Source organism: Mycobacterium nebraskense (assembly GCF_002102255.1).
GTDB classification, from domain to species: Bacteria; Actinomycetota; Actinomycetes; order Mycobacteriales; family Mycobacteriaceae; genus Mycobacterium; species Mycobacterium nebraskense.
In genome coordinates this window covers 113843-132012 of the sequence record NZ_LQPH01000151.1, presented here as the reverse complement: position 1 = coordinate 132012, position 18170 = coordinate 113843, and the positions used below count along the sequence as shown (strand labels likewise).

Below are 18170 nucleotides of genomic sequence, written 5' to 3'. Positions count from 1 at the left end.
CGGGCCGCACGGCGGCGGTGACGAAGGCCCGCGCGGCGGCGGCGGCGGGTTCCCCGGAATTCCGGGCTTCGGCGGTGGCCACGATGGCTTCGGCGGTGGTCACGGCGGCTTCGGCCGCCACTAGCGGGTTCAGGGCCAGCTGTCATCTGCCGTTTGCCTCCCGCTTGACGGGGCGATGCAGTTAGCTCATCGCGGCGACGTATACCGGTTACATGCGATGCACCGTCTTCGGCACCGGCTACCTGGGTGCCACCCACGCCGTCGGAATGGCGGAACTGGGACACGAGGTCGTCGGGGTCGATATCGACCCGGGGAAAGTCGCCAAGCTTGCCGGCGGTGACATTCCCTTTTACGAGCCCGGCCTGCGCAAGCTGCTGACCAAGAACCTGGCGGCGGGGCGACTGCGGTTCACCACCGACTACGACATGGCGGCCGAGTTCGCCGACGTGCATTTCCTCGGGGTGGGCACGCCGCAGAAGAAGGGCGAGTACGGCGCCGACCTGCGCCACGTGTACGCCGTCATCGACGCGCTGGTGCCGCGGCTGACGAGATCGTCGGTGCTGGTGGGCAAATCGACCGTTCCGGTGGGAACCGCGGCCGAACTGAACCAACGGGCGGCCGCCCTGGCACCACGCGGTGTCGACGTCGAGATCGCCTGGAACCCCGAGTTCCTGCGCGAGGGCTACGCGGTGCACGACACCCTGCATCCGGACCGCATCGTCCTTGGCGTGCAACAGGATTCGACCCGCGCCGAGGCGGCGGTCCGTGAGCTCTACGGCCCCCTGCTCGCCGAGGAAGTGCCGTTCCTGGTGATGGACCTGCAGACCGCGGAGCTGGTCAAAGTTTCCGCCAACGCCTTTCTGGCGACCAAGATTTCGTTCATCAACGCCATTTCCGAGGTCTGCGAGGCCGCGGGCGCCGACGTCAGCGTGCTGGCCGACGCGCTGGGCTACGACCCCCGGATCGGGCGCCAATTCCTCAACGCCGGTCTGGGTTTCGGCGGCGGCTGCCTGCCCAAGGACATCCGCGCCTTCATGGCCCGCGCCGGCGAGCTGGGAGCCGACCAGGCGCTCACATTCCTGCGCGAGGTCGACAGCATCAACATGCGCCGGCGCACCCGGATGGTGGAGCTCGCCAGCGCCGCCTGCGGCGGCTCGCTGCTGGGCGCCAACATCGCCGTGCTCGGCGCGGCGTTCAAGCCCGAATCCGACGACGTGCGCGACTCGCCCGCCCTCAACGTCGCGGGGCAGTTGCAGCTCAACGGCGCCGCGGTCAACGTGTACGACCCGAAGGCGCTGGACAACGCGCAGCGGCTGTTCCCGACGTTGAACTACGCGGTCTCTGTCGAGGAGGCCTGCGAGCGTGCGGACGCGGTGCTCGTCCTCACCGAGTGGCGCCAGTTCATCGACCTCGACCCCGGGGACTTGGCCGACCGCGTGCGGGCCCGGGTCATCGTCGACGGCCGCAACTGCCTCGACGCCGCCCGCTGGACGCAGGCCGGCTGGCGGGTGTTCCGGCTGGGCGCGCCGCGACCCTGAACCCCAATGCCGCGAGCGTCACGCCAGCGTGACACTGACCGGCGAGCGCCACACCAGCGTGACGTTCGGCGATAAGGGGAGGCGTAGCCTGACCCGGGTGGACTATGCCGGCGCATTCCTCGAAGAGAACCGCGCATTTTCGGAGCTTTTCCGCGATGTCGACCAGTCCAAGCCGGTGCCGACCTGCCCGGGGTGGAGCCTGAGCCAGCTCCTGCGCCACGTCGGCCGCGGCGACCGCTGGGCGGCCCAGATCGTGCGCGACCGACTCGAGGAGTTCCTCGACCCCCGGTCCGTCGAGGGCGGTAAGCCGCCGCCCGATCCGGCCGACGCGATCTCCTGGTTGCACGGCGGCGCGCAGCGGCTGGTCGACGCCGTCGAGCTGACGGGTGTGGAAACACCGGTGTGGACCTTTCTCGGTCCCCGCCCGGCGAACTGGTGGGTGCGCCGCCGCCTGCATGAGGTGGCCGTGCATCGGGCCGACGCGGCCATCGCGCTGGGAGCCGAATTCACGCTGGACGCCGACGTGGCCGCCGACGGGATCACCGAATGGCTCGAGCGGGTCGCGATCCAGTCCGGCAGCGAGGGGGCGCCCCTCCCGCTCGAGGAAGGCAACACCCTGCACCTGCACGCCACCGACCCCGGGCTAGGCGAAGCCGGTGAGTGGACGATCGGCGTCGAGGCGGGCCGGATCACCTGGTCACACGAGCACGGCAAGGGCACCGCGGCGCTGCGGGGCGGGGCAACCGAGCTGCTGCTGGCCATCCTGCGCCGGGTGCCGCTGGCCGACACGGGCATCCAGCTGTTCGGCGACGAGGCGGTGTGGCAGGGCTGGCTGGACCGTACCCCGCTCTAGCCACGGCGGCGGGGCGCACACGGTAACTTGCACAGCATGACCACTTCGGAGATCGCCACCGTCCTGGCATGGCACGACGCCCTCAACGCTGCCGACCTGGACACCCTGATCGCGTTGTCCAGCGACGACATCGAGATCGGCGACGCGCACGGGGCCGCGCAGGGCCACGAGGCGCTGCGCCGGTGGGCCGCTTCCCGCCACGGGACGGCCGAACTCGGCCGGATGTACGTGCACGACGGGGTCGTGGTCGTCGAACAGAAGGTGAGCGCCCCGGACAATCCCGGGGCCGTGACAACCGCCGCGTCGGCTTTCCGGGTGGTCCGCGACCACGTCACGTCCGTGTTCGGGCACGAGGACCTGGCGTCGGCGCTGGCGGCCACCGAACTCACCGAATCCGACCTCGTCAACTAAGCGTGGAATAGGGGAGCCATTCATGCGCGGGATCATCTTGGCCGGCGGCTCGGGCACGCGACTGCATCCGATCACTGTGGGCATCAGCAAGCAGTTACTGCCGGTGTACGACAAACCGATGGTCTACTACCCGCTGTCCACCCTGATGATGGCCGGGATCCGAGACATTCTGGTGATCACCACCCCACACGACTTAGCGGGCTTTCAGCGGCTCCTGGGCGACGGCTCGCAATTCGGGATCGACATCAGCTACGTGACACAGGAACAGCCCGAAGGTCTGGCCCAGGCCTTCGTCCTGGGCGCCCGCCACATCGGGAACGACTCGGTGGCTTTGGTGTTGGGGGACAACATCTTCTACGGGCCGGGGCTGGGTACCAGCCTGAGCCGCTTCCAAACCATCAGCGGCGGAGCGGTTTTCGCCTACTGGGTGGCCAACCCGTCGGCGTACGGCGTCGTCGAGTTCAGTGACGACGGCATGGCGCTGTCTTTGGAGGAGAAACCTCAGACACCGAAGTCCAACTACGCGGTGCCGGGTCTGTACTTCTACGACAACGACGTGATCGAGATCGCCAAGGGCCTGAAGAAATCGGCGCGCGGTGAGTACGAGATCACCGAGGTCAACCAGATCTATCTCAGTAGGGGCAAGCTTTCGGTCGAGGTGATGGCCCGCGGAACGGCCTGGCTGGACACCGGCACGTTCGACTCTCTGTTGGACGCCAGCGACTTCGTGCGCACGCTGGAACGACGGCAAGGCCTGAAGGTCAGTGTTCCCGAGGAAGTGGCGTGGCAGCAGGGCTGGATCACCGACGAGCAGCTGGCCGAGCGTGCCCAGACCCTGCTCAAGTCCGGGTATGGCGGCTATCTGCTGGATCTGTTGGAGCGGAGCCGATTTCACTAGGCTTTGCCAGCGCCGCGGCGATCGCCGTCGTCAGCGGCACCGACAGTGCCAACGCGATGCCGCCCACCGCGGACCGGGCGATCTCGATGGCCACACTCTCGCTGGTCAGCACGTCGGTCAAGGAGCGGTTGGCGACGCTGAACAGCAACAGCAGCGGCAGCGAACTGCCGGCGTACGCCAGCACCAGCGTGTACACCGTGCTGGCGATGTGATCACGCCCAACTCGAATGGCGCCCAAAAAGATCGCGCGTCGCGAGCCCCCGAGGTGGGCGAGCTCGAACACGGTCGAGGCCTGGGTCACCGTCACATCGTTGAGCACACCCAGCGACCCGATGATGAAGCCGGCGAGCAGCAGGCCGCCGATCGACACGTTGCCCAGGTATGCGCTGACGGTCGCGCTCTGGTCGTCGGACAAGCCGGTCAAATGGGCCAGTTGTATTGCCGCCCAAGACAATCCCGCGGCCAACAGCAGTGACGTCAGGGTGCCCAGCAACGCGGCGCTGGTCCGCAAACTCACGCCGTGGGCCAGGTAGATGACCGCGTAGAGGATCGCCGCCGAGGCCACCAGGGCCACCGGAACCGCGGGCGCGCCGTCGCGCAAGGCCGGCAGCAAAAACACCACCAGCACCAAGAACGCGACCACGATGCCGACCAGCGCGAGCAGCCCCCGCCACCGCGCCACGACGACGATCACCACCGCGAACGCGATGGCCAGGGCGACCAACGACCAGCCACGCTCGAAGTCGTAGAACGCGTAGCTGGTGGCGCCTTGATCGTCGACCTGCCGGACGAGCCGAATGTGGTCTCCCACCGCGAATTTCGGCTGGCCGGGGCCGGGGGAGGACTCCAACAACGTGTTGGCCCCGGCGTTGGGCCCGGAATCGATCGCCACCTGGGTCAGCACGCATCGCCCCGCGCCGGGCGGCGCGGGCTGCGGCGCGGTGGTGAGCACCTGACTGGCCGACGGGCTGCCGCAGTTACCCGTGCCGCTGGACAGCACGTGCCCGGCCTGCGTGCTCACGGCGCCACCGGCCGCGTTCTGGAACGGCATGGGGATGTCGACGTGCTGCCGGCTGGGCCACAGCAGGACGGCACCGCCCAGCACCGCCACGCCGATCGCCACCAGCAGGCCGACGACGACCTTGGCGGGCAGCGAATCAACCGGGGCCGGGCCGGACAGGTTGTGCGAGTGGGAGTGCGTCACCCGGTCCACCGTAGAGGCGCCGGCTGCGAAGATCCTTACTGGCGATAGCTGACCAGGAAGTTACCCAGCCGCTCGATCGCCGCGGCCAGGTCACGTGCCCATGGCAGCGTCACGATGCGCAGGTGATCCGGTGCCGGCCAATTGAATCCGGTGCCCTGGGTGACCAGGATCTTCTCCTGCAGCAGCAGGTCGAGGACGAGCTGTTCGTCGTCGGTGATGTCGTAGACCTCGGGGTCCAGCCGGGGGAAGGCGTACAGCGCGCCCTCGGGCTTCACGCAGGTCACCCCGGGAATCTCGTTGAGTTTCTCCCACGCGACATCGCGCTGCTCGAGCAGCCGGCCGCCGGGCAGCACCAGGTCTTCGATGCTCTGGTGGCCACCGAGGGCCACCTGGATCCCATGCTGGGCGGGGACGTTGGGGCAGAGCCGCATGTTCGCCAGCAGGTTGATGCCTTCGATGAAGCTCTCGGCGTGGTCCTGGGGGCCGGTGATCGCCAGCCAGCCCGCGCGGTAGCCGGCGACCCGGTAGGCCTTGGACAGGCCGTTGAACGTGAGGCACAACATGTCGTGAGCGAGCGAGGCCACGTTGATGTGCTTGGCGTCGTCGTAGAGGATCTTGTCGTAAATCTCGTCGGCGAGCAGCAGCAGTTCGTGCTTACGGGCGAGTTCCACCATCTGGGTGAGGACTCCGCGGCTGTAGACCGCGCCGGTCGGGTTGTTGGGGTTGATGATGACCAGCGCCTTGGTGCGCTCGGTGATCTTGGACTCCAGGTCGGCGATGTCGGGTTGCCACGCCTGCGTCTCGTCGCACAGGTAGTGCACGGGGGTGCCGCCGGCCAGGGACGTCGACGCCGTCCACAGCGGGTAGTCCGGCGACGGGATCAACACCTCGTCGCCGTTGTCGAGCAGGGCCTGCAGCGTCATCGTGATCAGCTCGGAGCATCCATTCCCCAGGTAGACGTCGTCGACGTCGAACCGGGGGAAGTCATCGACCAACTCGTAGCGGGTGACCACCGCCCGGCGCGCGGACAGGATGCCCTGCGAGTCCGAGTAGCCCTGTGCGTACGGCAGCGCCTGGATCATGTCGCGCATGATCACGTCGGGCGCCTCGAAGCCGAACGGCGCCGGGTTGCCGATGTTGAGCTTGAGGATGCGGTGCCCTTCGGCCTCCAGCCGCGCGGCGTGCTGGTGCACCGGGCCGCGTATCTCGTACAGAACGCCCTGAAGCTTGGACGACTGCGCGAAGACACGCTGCCGGTGGTGAGCGGAAGCGTGCAGGGGCAGCTGGTGAGTGGTCACGTCACCAATGGTGCCACTACTGTCCACTGGAATTTGCTGTCAAGCGGCAAAATCCCAGGTCAGCGCTTGCCCGGCGGGCGGGCTCCCCGCGCGATACCCAGCCCCTTTACCGGCGGGCCCGCCGGTGCGTTCTCGCCGTCGGTTTGCTTTGCCGGCTCGGCTTTCGGCGTCGGCTCGGGCTCGGCTTCCGCCTGTTCGGCGGGCTGAGCCTCGGCCTTGGGGGCCTCAGCCTTGGGCGCCTCGGCCTTCTTGGCTCCCGGACGCTTGGCGCCGGCGGCGATGCCCAGCCCCTTAACCGGGGCGGCGGGGGCCGCCGGAGACTCCGCGGGCGCCTCCGTTTTGGCCTCGGCCTCGGCAGGAGCGGCCTTCTTGGCGCCGGGACGCTTGGCGCCGCCGGCGATGCCCAGCCCCTTCACGGGCGCGGCGGCCGCGGCTTCTGCGGCGGGTTCGGCCGTCTTCTTCCCGGGCTTCTTGGCGCCGCCGGCGATGCCCAGCCCCTTCGCGGGCGCGGGCGCGGCGGCCGCGGCTTCGGGCTTCGGGGCCGCCTCGGCGGGCGCCTCCTCGGTCTCCTTGGCGGGTGCCTCAACGGTCGCCGTGGCCTTGGGCGCCTGAGCGGCGCGCTTTTCGGCTTCCTTCGCGGCCGTGCCCTTCTCCGGCAGCTTCACCGTGTCGCGGTCGAGCGACCCGAGCAGCACCTGCGCGACGTCGAGCACCTCGACGCCGGTCCGGCCGGCCTCTTCGGCTCGGTCGTTGACACCGTCGGTGACCATCACCCGGCAGAACGGGCATGCGGTCGCGATGGTCGCGGCCCCGGTGGCCAGCGCCTCGTCGACGCGTTCGTGGTTGATCCGCTTGCCGATGTGCTCTTCCATCCACATCCGCGCGCCGCCCGCGCCGCAGCAGAAGCTGCGCTCGGCGTGGCGCGGCATCTCGGTGAGCGTCGCCCCCGCGGCCCCGATCAGCTCGCGCGGCGCCTCGTAGACCTTGTTGTGCCGGCCCAGGTAGCAGGGGTCGTGGTAGGTGATGTCTTGAGAGACAGGCGTCACCGGTACCAGCTTGTTGTCGCGGATCAGCCGGTTGAGCAGTTGGGTGTGGTGCAACACCGAGTAGTTCGCGCCCAGCTGCCGGTATTCGCGGCCCAGGGTGTTGAAGCAGTGCGGACAGGTGACGACGATCTTGCGGTCGACGGTTTCCACGCCCTCGAACACGCCGTCCAGGGTCTCGACGGCTTGGGCGGCCAGCTGCTGGAAGAGGAACTCGTTGCCCGAGCGGCGCGCGGAGTCGCCGTTGCAGGTTTCGCCGGTCCCCAGCACCAGGTACTTCACACCGGCGATGGCCAGCAGCTCGGCGACGGCCTTGGTGGTCTTCTTGGCCTTGTCGTCGTAGGCGCCGGCGCAGCCCACCCAGAACAGGTACTCGTAGCCGTCGAAGCTGTCGACGTCTTCGCCGTAGACGGGGACGTCGAAGTCCACCTCGTCGATCCAGTTGGTCCGGTCGGAGGCGTTCTGGCCCCACGGGTTGGCCTTGGTCTCCAGATTCTTGAACAACACCGACAGTTCGGAGGGGAACTCCGACTCCATCATCACCTGGTAGCGGCGCATGTCGATGATGTGGTCGACGTGCTCGATGTCCACCGGGCACTGTTCGACGCAGGCGCCGCAGCTCACGCAGGACCACAGCACGTCGGGGTCGATGACGCCGCCCTGTTCCTCGGTGCCGACCAGCGGGCGGGCGGCCTGTTCCGGCCCGTGCCCGGGCACCCGTCCGAATCCGGACTCCGGCACATGGTGGCCCTCTTCGTGGACCGTTTCGAGGTCGAGGCCTGCGAGCGGCTCCGCGCTTTTCTCACCCAGGATGTAGGGCGCCTTGGCCATCCAGTGGTCCCGCAGGTCCATGATGACGAGCTTGGGCGAGAGCGGCTTGCCCGTGTTCCAGGCCGGGCACTGCGACTGGCAGCGCCCGCACTCGGTGCAGGTGGCGAAGTCGAGCATCGCCTTCCAGCTGAAGTCCTCAATCTTGCCTCGGCCGAAGGTGGCCTCGTCCGGCGGGTTCTCGAAGTCGACCGGCTTGCCGTCGTATTGGACCGGCAGCAGCGGGCCGAGCCCGTCGGGCAGTCGCTTGAAAATGACGTTGATCGGCGCCGAGAAGATGTGCAGGTGCTTGGAGTGCAGCACGATGACCAGGAACGCCAGCATGACGCCGATGTGCGCCAGCAGCGCCGTGGTCTCGATGATCTCGTTGGCGGGCTGGCCCAGCGGTCGCAGGATCGCGCCGAACAGGTGCGACAGGAACGCCGGCTTGCCGTAGGGCAACGTGCCGTTGTTGACCGCGGACCCGCGGACCAGCACGTAGGTCCAGATGACGTTGAAGATCATGAACAGGATCAGCCACGCGCCACCGGTGTGCGAGCCGTAGAACCGCGACGAGCGGCCGATCTCACGCGGGCTGCGCGTCAACCGGATGACGGCGAAGGTGGCGATGCCGAGGAATACCGCGGTGGCGAAGAAGTCCTGCAGGAAGCCCAGCGCGTCCCAGCGCCCGATGATCGGGATGTGGAAGTTGTCCTGGAACAGCAGCCCGTAGGCCTCGATGTAGACGGTGAGCAGGATGAAGAATCCCCACATGGTGAAGAAGTGCGCCAGGCCGGGGATCGACCACTTGAGCAGGCGGCGCTGCCCGAAGACCTCGGAGACCTCTGCCCAGATTCGCTTGCCGGGCTCGTCGGTGTGCCCCGGGGCGGGCTTCCCGGACGTGATCAGCTTGAACAGCCACAGGACCCGCCGGGCAGCCAATGCGGCCACGACCAGCGTCATACCCATGCCCACGACCAGTCTGATGAGCATCTGCGTTGTCACAGAAGATCTCCCCAATGCATTGTTGATTCAGCCTGCGTTTTGTTTGCCTGCTTAGCCCCGCTCATAGTTACATCTCCGCAGCTTTCGACGCGAGAAAGGCTGCCCTAACTTGCCGTGACGGGCGCCACCGTGACCGGCCGTGTCAGGGCTGGGGCAGGAAAGGCGGCAGGAGCGGCCGGAAGCGGGTCGTGGTGGGGGGTGCCGCCGTGGTGGTCACCTGCGACGTCGTGGTCGGCGGGGCGGTCGTGGTGGTCGGTGGGGGGGTCGTTGTGGTGGTCGTCGGCGGGGGCGTGGTGGTGGTGGTCGTGGTCGGCGGCGCGGTTGTCGTGGTGGTGGGCGCCTGCTCGGACGAGGACGATGGCGGCGGCGGTGGTGGTGGGACGACCGTCACGGTGGTGCTGTTGTCCGGTCCGGTGATGGTCACGGTTTGCGACGTTTGCGGGGGAGGCGGTGCTTTCGGCGGGGTGGTGACGGCCGGGTTGGACTTCGTGAGCCCCAGGTTGATCGCCAACAGGACGGCCACCAGCACCGCCGCCGCCGCGCCGGCGACGGTCAAGACCAGCGCCGTGCGTTTGTACCACGGCAGCCGGCCCTCCTCGGCGGCGTAGCGCTCCCCGGTGGCGCCATCGAAATCCCTTGTTGCACTGGTGTATTCGCCAGTGGCGTCGCGCCCGGTGTAGGGCACCGGCTCGTTCGCGCCGTCGGCGTCTTGGGACCAGGCCAGGGCGCCGTCGACGTCGGTGGCCTGGGCGGCCCACGCGGCTTGGGTCATGTCGATTCCGGCGGTGCCGACCGTTTCGGTCGGGGTTTCCACTACGGCGCCCGCGGCGGTCGGGACGCCGGCCGACCCCTGCTGCTCGCCGAGCACCGCCGCGCCGACGGCGGCGCTGACCGCGGGCTGCGGCGCGGTGTGGACCGGCACCTGAAAGCGCTCCGACAGCCGCGTGGCGAGCAGCGGGATGCTGGCACCGCCGCCGGCACTCGCCACGGCGGCCAGCCTGGCCTTCGGAATCCCGTTGCGGCGCAACGCTTCATCGATGGTGCCCAGGAACCGGTCGAGCGGTTCGGAGATCAGTTGCTCCAGCTCGGCGCGGGACAGCTGCACGCCAGCGACGGTGGCGGTCGCGGCGGTCGACAGTTGCTCCTTGGCGCGCCGGCATTCGCCGAGCAGGCGGGACTGCGAGCCGATCCGCACGGTGCTGCCCAGGTCGGCCATGGTGTCATCGGAGGCCCGCAGGCCGCCGAGAACGAGCTGATCGATTGCGTCGCCGGAAAAATCGGCGTAGCGCACCGAGGGGCCGATGCGGGCGAAGTTGGCCCCGGCGTCCATCAGGGTGACGCTGGTGCCGCTGGCGCCGAAATCGCACAGGGCGACGACGCCGGCGGTCGGGAATCCCGGCCTGCCGCGAAGCGCCGCGATCGCGGCGGTGGCGTCGGACACCAGCACCGGGGCCACGCCGCCGCGGGCGAGATCCGGCTGGGCGAAGAATTCGTCACGCAGGGCGGCGAACTGGGCTTCGGACCAGTACGCGGGAACGGCGATGGTGATCGGTCTGCCGTAGCCGACGCTGCGGGCCATGGCCTCGATCGCCTCGACCGTCAGCACCTCGCCGAGGTACTTCGTCCCGTCGGGCGCCACCAAGGGGGACCGGTCGCCGACGCGCTCGACGAATCCGCGCAGCACCATCCCGTTTTCGGTGAGGTTCGGGTTTTCCTCCGGCAGACCAACTTCGGTCGGCCGGTGTTCGAAGAGGGTCAACACGGCGCTGCGGACCACCGGGGCGCTGCCCGCGCGGGCCGCCACCAGGTTGGCCGCCCCAATCGACAGCCCGAGCGACTCGCTCATGCCCCGCACCCCACTTCTGCTCCCCCGGTGGTCCTCACCATAACGGCCGACGGGGTCAGCGCAGGCCGGGCGGGACCGTGATCACCGTAGGCACGCCCGGAATCGTGATCACTGACGGCACCTGTGGCAGGTGATGCCGATGCGTCGGCTGCTGGCTCGGCTGGCCTGTCGGCTGCTGCGTCGGCTGCTGTGCCGGCGCCTCGCCCGCACTGCTGGTGGTCGGCGTCGTGCTGGTGGTCGGCGTGGTCGTCGTGGTGGTGGTGGTCGTGCTCGTGCGGCTGGTGCTTGGGGTGGGGCTGGTGCCTTGTTCCCCGTGCAGCAGCTCGGTGATTCCGTAGACGATTAGCGCGATCAGGATCGCGACGAACACCAGCCAGGCGATGAGCAGGGGCGGCCTGCGGTACCACGGAGTGGGTTCGGCCTCCAGGGCGTCGAAAGCTTCGGGCTGCTCGAACCCGTCGGGCGGGTTCGCCGCGGGATCGCCGGAAGTCGGCTGCTCAGCGATACCGTAGTCGGCATGCTGGGTCGCTTGATGGTGGAAGTCGTCGGGTGGGCCTTTGCGTGCCACGGCACCGATGGTACTGACACCACCTGCCAGCCCCCTGAGGCCGGCTCAGAACGTGTTGACCTTGTCGATGCTCACGAACATGCCGTGCCCGGTGTGATCGTTGGTGAAGCGGGTGCCGTCGGTGGTGGCGTTGATCGTCCAGCCCGCGGCGTTGTAGGTCTTGTAGTCGATCTGGACGGTCGGGATCGCCCCCAGGTTGCCCAGCACCCACTGGACCTTGCCGGCAGAGTCCACGCTGACGCCGTTGGCGTGCTCGCCGTCCTGCATGGGGGAGTTGGTGAACGGCGCCTCGCAGCCGACGGTGTCCTTGTTGATCTGGCAGCGCGTGGTGCCCGACTTGGTTTCGATGAACACGTAACCGTTCTGGTCGGGCGGGAGCGGGATGGCGCCGGCCGGCGCGGTCGGGTTGGCCGGCGTCGTCGGGAGGCCGGGGGCCGGGCTGGCGGTGGGCGCCGGCGACGACGTGGGGGGTCTGGGCGTGGGGAACGTGGGTTCGACCGGCCCCGCCCCCGGCGCGGCGACCGGCCGGCCGGCGATGGTGGACGTACACCCATCGATCAGCGCCGGACTGACCAGCACGGGCGCAATCAGCAGGGATCCGCCGGCAAGACTCCACCGTGCCCTTTGCGAAAACCGCACGTGCCACTCCCGATAATCAGCGATATTGGAAAATCAGGTTACGCGCGAAGTCACGAAATCCCGTGCAACCGCGCACCTGTCGATGCCACGCCGATGGTGAACCTTTACCGCTGCGTGACCGACTGGGTCTCGGCGGCCCGGCGGGCGGCGGCGACGATGCCCTGGTAGCCCGTGCACCGGCAGAAGTTGCCCGACAGGCCCTCCCGGATCTCGTGGTCGCTGGGGTCGGGATTGTCGCGCAGCAGTGCGGTCAGCGACATGACGAAACCCGGCGTGCAGAAACCGCATTGCAGCCCGTGGCACTCCCGCAGCGCCGACTGCACGGGTGACAGGGTGCCGTCCGGTTCCGCGACGCCTTCGACCGTCGTCACCTCGGTCCCGTCGGCCTGCACCGCGAACATCAGGCACGAGCGCACGGCCTCGCCGTCTAGCAGCACCGTGCACGCGCCGCACGCCCCGTGCTCGCAGCCCAGGTGGGTGCCGGTCAGCCCGCACTTGTCGCGCAGGAAGTCCGCCAGCGTCATCCGCGGTTCGACCCCGGCGGTGATTTCAGTTCCGTTGACGGACAGTTCGATTGGGTGTTCACGCATTGCTTGCCCCCGTGGCTGCTTCGGTTATCGCCTGTGTCCACGCACGCGTGGCCATGGTGGCGCCGACCTTCAACCGGTAGGACGCCGACCCTTGCAGGTCGTTGGGAATGTCGTCGAGCCCGGTCATCGCGGCCCGGCCGATCTCCTCCGGCGCCAGCTCACCGACCGGCCTGCCGATGGCCGCGACCTCGGCCGCCGTCGCCCGCCGGACCGTGGACCCCATGCCCAGCAGCCCGATCGCGCAACGCGATACCCTGTCGTCGTTGTCGAGCTGGACGGCGACCAGTGCACCCGCGATCGCGAAATCGCCGTGCCGGCGCGAGAATTCCTCGACGGCGAACCCGCACCTGCCGTTCCACACGGGGAACCGCACCCCGGTGAGCACCTCGTCGGATTCCATGGTGGTTTCCCATACCCCGGCGAAGAAGTCGGCGGCCGCGATCTCGCGCCGCCCGCGTGGTGACTGGACCTCCATCACCGCATCCAGGGTCAGGGCGACCGCCGGGTATTCGCCTGCGGCATCAGCGTGGGCGATCGACCCGCCGAGGGTGCCCCGGTTGCGGATCTGGAAATGCCCGACGAACGGCGTCACCCGGGTCAACAGCGGAACGGATTGGCGCACTTCCTCATTGGCGCCGACGGCGGCCTCGGTGGTGCCCGCGCCGATCCACAGCTCGTCGCCCCTGCGCTCGATGCCCTGCAGCTCGGGCAACCGAGAGATGTCGATGAGATGGTCGAAGTAGGCCAACCGCATCGCCAGCATCGGCACCAGGCTCTGGCCGCCCGCCAGTATCTTCGCATCGTCGCCCAGCTCGGCGAGCAGGCCCACGGCGTCGTCGATGGTGTCGGGCCGGTGGTATTCGAAAGCGGCCGGTTTCACCGTTCCCCCTCTTCCAACAAAGCGGCGATCGACGCCGGGCTGGCCGGCAGCCGGGTGACCGTCACGCCCAGCGGTGCGAGCGCATCGTTGATGGCGTTGATCACCGCCGGCACCGAGCCGATGGCTCCGCCCTCGCCGGCGCCCTTGTAGCCGCCGGGCCCCGGCCCGGGTATCTCGACGTGCCCGAATTCGATCGGTGGCACCTCGGTGGCCGTGGGCAGCAGGTAGTCGACGAAAGTCGTTGCCAGCGGGTTGCCGTCGTCGTCGTAGACCATGTCCTCCATCAGGGCACCGCCGATGCCCTGCACCGTTCCGCCGGCGATCTGGCCCTCCACCACCGACGGGTTGATCATGGGCCCGACGTCCTCGCTGACGATGTAGCGCAGCAGCGTCACCTTGCCGGTCGCCACGTCCACTTCGCAGGTGCAGGCGTGGGTCGCGTTGGACCAGTGGATGGGATTGGGCGAGTTGAACCGGGCGGCCGCCTCCAGATTGGCCGACATTCCCGGCGGCAGCTGCTGCGGCGAGTAGTACGCGATGTAGGCCAGCTCGCCGAACGACACCGACTTGTCCGGGGCGCCGCGCACGCTGGCCACCGAAAATGCCAGTTCCACGTCGGATTCGGCGACCTTGAGGTGGTGCGCGGCCAGCGCCACGATCTTCTCGCGCAGGATGGTCCCCGCCTCGTTGACGGCTCCGGCGGTCATCGGTGCGCTGCGGCTGCCCTGCGTCCCGGCCCCGTACGGGGTGACCGCGGTGTCGCCCTGGATGGTGGCCACGTCGTCGATGTCGGCGCCCAGCGCGTCGGCGGTCAACTGGACGACCGTGGTCTCGATGCTGTTTCCGCTCGAGCCGCCGTTGACGTACACGTTGATCTTGCCGGTCGGCTCCATGCGGATGGTGGCGCCTTCGGTGGCCAGGTGGCCGGTCGCCGCGCCGGTCGGCTCGATGTAGGCCGAGAACCCGAGGCCCAAATAGCGGCCCTGCGCCAGCGCTTCGGCCTGCTCCTTGCGAAACCCTTCGTGGTCAAGGATTTTCACCGCCTGCTCGAACGTGTCCATCGGGGCGACGTGGTCGTACGGCATGCCGTTGGGGTTGACATACGGCATCTCGTCGCGGCGCAAAAGGTTACGGCGGCGCAACTCGACCGGGTCGATGTTCATCTTGCGCGCGGCGACGTCGAGCAGGATCTCGCGGGCCAGCGTCTCGTACTGCCACGGACCGCGATAGGCGGCCAGGCCGCTGGTGTTGGAGAAGACCGTCTTGTAGTTGAAGCTGGCCTTGGGCACCCGGTAGGGCCCCGGGAAGAACATGCCGATGGCGGCCGTGGTCAGCACCGGGTACGGCGTCGGGTAGGCGCCGATGTCCTGGACGAAGTCGATGTCGGCCGCCGCGATGTTGCCCTCGTCGTCGAAAGCCATGCGCGCGGTGCCGTCGACGTGGCGGGCCTGCCCGGCCGACATCAGGTTCTCGCGCCGGTCCTCGATCCACTTCAGCGCCGCCGGCACCTTGCGGGCGGCCAGCATGATGCACATGTCTTCGCGCATCGGGACGACCTTCTGGCCGAAGCCGCCGCCGGTGTCGCGCATGATGACCCGAACACGTTGCGCCGCAATGCCTAACAGCCGGGCGCAGAACGCCCGAAGTTCGTGCGGGGTCTGGGTGGACGCCCACATCGTGAGTTCGCCGGTGGCGGCCGTCCATTCGACGACCAGGCCGCGGGTCTCGATCGGCACCGGCGCGTAGATCTGCTGATAGATGTTCTCGCGCACGACGCACGGTGCGCTGGCGAACAGCTCTTCGTCCGGCGGGGCTCCACCCATCCCGCCCGCTACGTTGTTCGGATAGGCGTCGTGCACCAGCACATCGGAGGTCTGCGCCCGGGTGAAGTCGGTGATCGCGGGCAGCGGCTCGTAGTCCACGTCGACCAGTTCCAGCGCGTCCTCGGCGATGTAGCGGCTCTCGGCGACGATGAGCGCGACGGGGTCACCGACGAACTTGGCCTCGCCCTCGGCCAGCGGCGGTCGCGGGGTGTCCGGCATGTCCTTGCCGGCGACGGCGTGCCACGCCTCCTTCACGTCCGGGTTGAGGTCGGCGGCGGTGAACACCGCGCGCACGCCGGGCAGCGCCAGCGCGGCCGAGGCGTCGATGCCGTTGATGCGCGCCCGCGCGAACGGGCTGCGCACGAAGCAGGCGTGCAGCATGCCCGGCCGCGAGATGTCGTCGACGAAGCTGCCGCGGCCGGTCAGCAGCCGGCCGTCCTCCACCCGTTGCACGCGGGTACCCGCGTACCGGGGTGCCGGGGTGCCGGGGACGGCCGGGGCCCCTTGGACATCCTGGGTCATGACGCTCCATCCGATGCCAGCGCGCAGCGAAATTATCGCTTTGGGAGAAGTGCAATGTCATCATAGGAGAGTGGGGTTACCGGAGTCGACACCTCCACCACACAGCGTCGGGATCCTGCTGGCCGCGGGCGCCGGACGGCGCTATGGCAAGCCGAAAGTGCTGGTCGAAGGCTGGCTGGACATCGCGGTCGGCGCCCTGCGCGCCGGGGGCTGCGACGACGTCATCGTCGTGCTGGGTGCCGCCCAGGTGGCGGCCCCGCCCGGGGTCACCGCTGTCAGTGCGGAGCGGTGGCGGGACGGGTTGAGCGCCTCGGTGCGCACCGGCCTGGAGCGGGCCGACCGCATGCCCGCGGATTACGCGGTGCTGCACGTCATCGACACTCCCGATGTCGGTCCCGCGGTGGTGGCGCGGGTCCTGAGCCGCGCGATCGCGTCCCCCGGCGGCCTGGCGCGTGCCGCTTTCGGCGACCGGCCGGGACATCCGGTGGTGATCGCGCGCCGGCACTGGCCCGAGGTGCTGGCGGGGCTGTCCGGAGACCAGGGCGCGGGGGCGTACCTGCGGACCCGGAACGACGTCGAGATCGTCGACTGCGCGGACCTGGCCGGCGGTCAGGACATCGACGAGCCTTAAGCCGCCACGGGTGGATCAGCCGCCGGCAGCGCGGTGTCCTGGGCGGCGGCCTTCACCCGGTGACGGACCAGGTACCAACCGCCGATCAGCGCGGGGATGCCGACGGCCATCGCGCCAAGCAGCCAAGGGCCTTGGACCTTGTCCAACAACATCAGGACCAGGACGCCGGCCAGGAAAACCAGCGTGAGGTAGCCGCTGTAGGGCGCCAGCGGCATCCGGAAATGCGGCCGTTGCAACGTCCCGGCGCGGGAGAGCCGGTAGAACCGCAGCTGGCTTGCCACGATCGTCCCCCAGGCCACCACAACACCCACGGCGGCGATGTGCAGGACGATTTCGAACGCCTGGCTCGGTTTGACGGCGTTGAGCACGATCCCCAACAGGCCGACAACGGCGGTGAGCAGGATCCCGCCGTACGGCACGCCGTTCTTCGTCATGGGTGCGGTGAACTTGGGGCCGCTGCCGTTGATCGCCATGGACCGCAGGATGCGGCCCGTGGAGTACAGCCCGGCATTCAGGCTCGAGAGCGCGGCGGTGAGAACCACCAGGTTCATCACGCTGCCCGCCCCGCCGAAACCGACCTTGGAGAAGAAGGTCACGAACGGGCTCACGTGGTCCCGATAGGCGGTGTGTGGCAGCAGCAGCGCCAGCAGGACCGTCGACCCGATATAGAAAATCGCGATGCGAAACACCACCGAGTTGATCGCGCGCGGCATGATCTTGTGCGGGTTCGCCGTCTCCCCGGCTGCGATGCCGACCAGTTCGACCGCGGCGTAGGCGAAGACCACCCCCGAGGTAACGAGCACCAGGGGCAGCAAGCCGGCCGGCAGGAGTCCGCCATGGCTGTCCCATAGCGCCACACCGGGGTCATGGCCGTCGACCTTGAAGCGCCCGACCAGAAAGACCGCACCGACGACCAGGAACGTCACCAGCGCGAGCACCTTGATCAACGAGGCCCAGAATTCCAGCTCGCCGAAGAGCTTGACCGAGATCAGGTTCATCGCCAGCACGATGACCAACGCGATCAACGCCAGTGTCCACTGCGGGACCGCGTGGAACGCCGTCCAGTAGTGGCAGTAGTGCGCGATCGCGGTGGTATCCACGATCCCGGTCATCGCCCAGTTGAGGAAATACAGCCAACCCGCAGCGAAGGCGGCCTTCTCGCCGAAGAATTCGCGGGCATAGGACACGAACGATCCCGAAGACGGGCGGTACAACACGAGCTCGCCGAGGGCACGCAGGATCAAGAAGACAAAGACGCCGCAGATCCCATACACCAGAAACAACCCCGGTCCCGCCGACGCGAGCCTTCCCCCGGCGCCGAGGAATAGACCGGTTCCGATGGCGCCGCCGAGACCGATCATCTGTATCTGGCGGTTGTTGAGGCCCTTGTGATAGCCCGCGTCTTCGCGTGCGAGCCGCGCGGCGGCGCTGTCTTGCGGTGGCATCGAGTCCTGCCGTGTTGGCTCCGGGAAAGGCTCAGGCTAACCCACCGATGCGCCGACGCGCTCGGCAAGTTGCCGCCGCCGCGCACCCGCATCCGCCGCCCCCCGGGGAACAAGACGGCGACGCCCTCCGTTAGCATGATCGACAAGTTGAGCGAACCACACTCAATAC

The 18170-nt window shown here is 68.7% G+C and carries 15 protein-coding genes; 5 read left to right on the top strand and 10 right to left on the bottom strand.

The window, feature by feature from the left end; all coding sequences use genetic code 11:
• Positions 1 to 212: 212 nt before the first annotated feature.
• From AWC17_RS22260 to rfbA, 4 genes are all read left to right on the top strand, one after another.
• Positions 213 to 1538: a UDP-glucose dehydrogenase family protein gene (locus AWC17_RS22260; RefSeq protein WP_047322797.1), complete on the top strand. Its 1326-nt coding sequence runs from the start codon at positions 213 to 215 to the stop codon at positions 1536 to 1538.
• Between the two features lie 97 nt (positions 1539 to 1635).
• Positions 1636 to 2391, top strand: coding sequence for a maleylpyruvate isomerase family mycothiol-dependent enzyme (locus AWC17_RS22255; RefSeq protein ID WP_046186163.1), 756 nt, complete (start codon positions 1636 to 1638; stop codon positions 2389 to 2391).
• 36 nt (positions 2392 to 2427) lie between these two features.
• Positions 2428 to 2802: a nuclear transport factor 2 family protein gene (locus AWC17_RS22250; protein ID WP_046186162.1), complete on the top strand. Its 375-nt coding sequence runs from the start codon at positions 2428 to 2430 to the stop codon at positions 2800 to 2802.
• A gap of 22 nt (positions 2803 to 2824) precedes the next feature.
• Entirely contained in the window at positions 2825 to 3700 is an 876-nt protein-coding gene (rfbA, locus tag AWC17_RS22245) for a glucose-1-phosphate thymidylyltransferase RfbA (RefSeq protein WP_047322798.1), read from the top strand.
• Here rfbA and AWC17_RS22240 read toward each other — a convergent pair.
• The 9 genes from AWC17_RS22240 to AWC17_RS22200 all read right to left on the bottom strand — a co-directional run bounded on the left by AWC17_RS22240 (position 3642) and on the right by AWC17_RS22200 (position 15925).
• Positions 3642 to 4904 (bottom strand): YibE/F family protein, encoded by a 1263-nt coding sequence (locus AWC17_RS22240; protein ID WP_047322837.1) that lies wholly within the window; start codon positions 4902 to 4904, stop codon positions 3642 to 3644. The two genes, rfbA and AWC17_RS22240, sit on opposite strands and share 59 nt — an antisense overlap.
• Positions 4905 to 4939: 35 nt before the next feature.
• Positions 4940 to 6229 carry a pyridoxal phosphate-dependent aminotransferase gene (locus tag AWC17_RS22235; RefSeq protein ID WP_046186160.1) on the bottom strand — a complete coding sequence of 430 codons (1290 nt, stop codon included), beginning with the start codon at positions 6227 to 6229 and terminating at the stop codon, positions 4940 to 4942.
• Between the two features lie 32 nt (positions 6230 to 6261).
• Positions 6262 to 9057: a (Fe-S)-binding protein gene (locus AWC17_RS22230; RefSeq protein ID WP_208618386.1), complete on the bottom strand. Its 2796-nt coding sequence runs from the start codon at positions 9055 to 9057 to the stop codon at positions 6262 to 6264.
• 142 nt (positions 9058 to 9199) lie between these two features.
• Positions 9200 to 10903 carry an Hsp70 family protein gene (locus AWC17_RS22225; protein WP_085165091.1) on the bottom strand — a complete coding sequence of 568 codons (1704 nt, stop codon included), beginning with the start codon at positions 10901 to 10903 and terminating at the stop codon, positions 9200 to 9202.
• A 55-nt stretch (positions 10904 to 10958) separates the two neighbouring features.
• Positions 10959 to 11471, bottom strand: coding sequence for a hypothetical protein (locus AWC17_RS22220; RefSeq protein WP_046186484.1), 513 nt, complete (start codon positions 11469 to 11471; stop codon positions 10959 to 10961).
• A 45-nt stretch (positions 11472 to 11516) separates the two neighbouring features.
• Positions 11517 to 12065, bottom strand: a complete 549-nt coding sequence (locus AWC17_RS22215; protein ID WP_141224721.1) for a hypothetical protein — start codon at positions 12063 to 12065, stop codon at positions 11517 to 11519.
• Between the two features lie 149 nt (positions 12066 to 12214).
• Positions 12215 to 12700: a (2Fe-2S)-binding protein gene (locus tag AWC17_RS22210; RefSeq protein WP_085165089.1), complete on the bottom strand. Its 486-nt coding sequence runs from the start codon at positions 12698 to 12700 to the stop codon at positions 12215 to 12217.
• Positions 12693 to 13580 (bottom strand): FAD binding domain-containing protein, encoded by an 888-nt coding sequence (locus AWC17_RS22205; protein WP_085165088.1) that lies wholly within the window; start codon positions 13578 to 13580, stop codon positions 12693 to 12695. The genes AWC17_RS22210 and AWC17_RS22205 overlap by 8 nt, the downstream gene beginning before the upstream one ends.
• Positions 13577 to 15925 carry a xanthine dehydrogenase family protein molybdopterin-binding subunit gene (locus tag AWC17_RS22200; protein WP_085165087.1) on the bottom strand — a complete coding sequence of 783 codons (2349 nt, stop codon included), beginning with the start codon at positions 15923 to 15925 and terminating at the stop codon, positions 13577 to 13579. The genes AWC17_RS22205 and AWC17_RS22200 overlap by 4 nt, the downstream gene beginning before the upstream one ends.
• Positions 15926 to 15995: 70 nt before the next feature.
• On the opposite strand from AWC17_RS22200, the gene AWC17_RS22195 reads away from it, so the two are divergent.
• Entirely contained in the window at positions 15996 to 16556 is a 561-nt protein-coding gene (locus AWC17_RS22195) for a nucleotidyltransferase family protein (protein ID WP_244193511.1), read from the top strand.
• Here the strand turns inward: AWC17_RS22195 and AWC17_RS22190 are convergent.
• Positions 16553 to 18001, bottom strand: coding sequence for an amino acid permease (locus tag AWC17_RS22190; RefSeq protein ID WP_046186683.1), 1449 nt, complete (start codon positions 17999 to 18001; stop codon positions 16553 to 16555). The two genes, AWC17_RS22195 and AWC17_RS22190, sit on opposite strands and share 4 nt — an antisense overlap.
• Positions 18002 to 18170 lie beyond the last annotated feature (169 nt).

Excerpts from the sequence above, each read along its gene's own strand:
- rfbA (WP_047322798.1), top strand. The coding sequence starts at position 2,825 with ATGCGCGGGATCATCTTGGCCGGCGGCTCGGGCACGCGACTGCATCCG.
- AWC17_RS22190 (WP_046186683.1), bottom strand. The coding sequence starts at position 18,001 with ATGCCACCGCAAGACAGCGCCGCCGCGCGGCTCGCACGCGAAGACGCG.
- AWC17_RS22200 (WP_085165087.1), bottom strand. The coding sequence starts at position 15,925 with ATGACCCAGGATGTCCAAGGGGCCCCGGCCGTCCCCGGCACCCCGGCA.
- AWC17_RS22260 (WP_047322797.1), top strand. The coding sequence starts at position 213 with ATGCGATGCACCGTCTTCGGCACCGGCTACCTGGGTGCCACCCACGCC.
- AWC17_RS22210 (WP_085165089.1), bottom strand. The coding sequence starts at position 12,700 with ATGCGTGAACACCCAATCGAACTGTCCGTCAACGGAACTGAAATCACC.
- AWC17_RS22225 (WP_085165091.1), bottom strand. The coding sequence starts at position 10,903 with ATGAGCGAGTCGCTCGGGCTGTCGATTGGGGCGGCCAACCTGGTGGCG.
- AWC17_RS22250 (WP_046186162.1), top strand. The coding sequence starts at position 2,428 with ATGACCACTTCGGAGATCGCCACCGTCCTGGCATGGCACGACGCCCTC.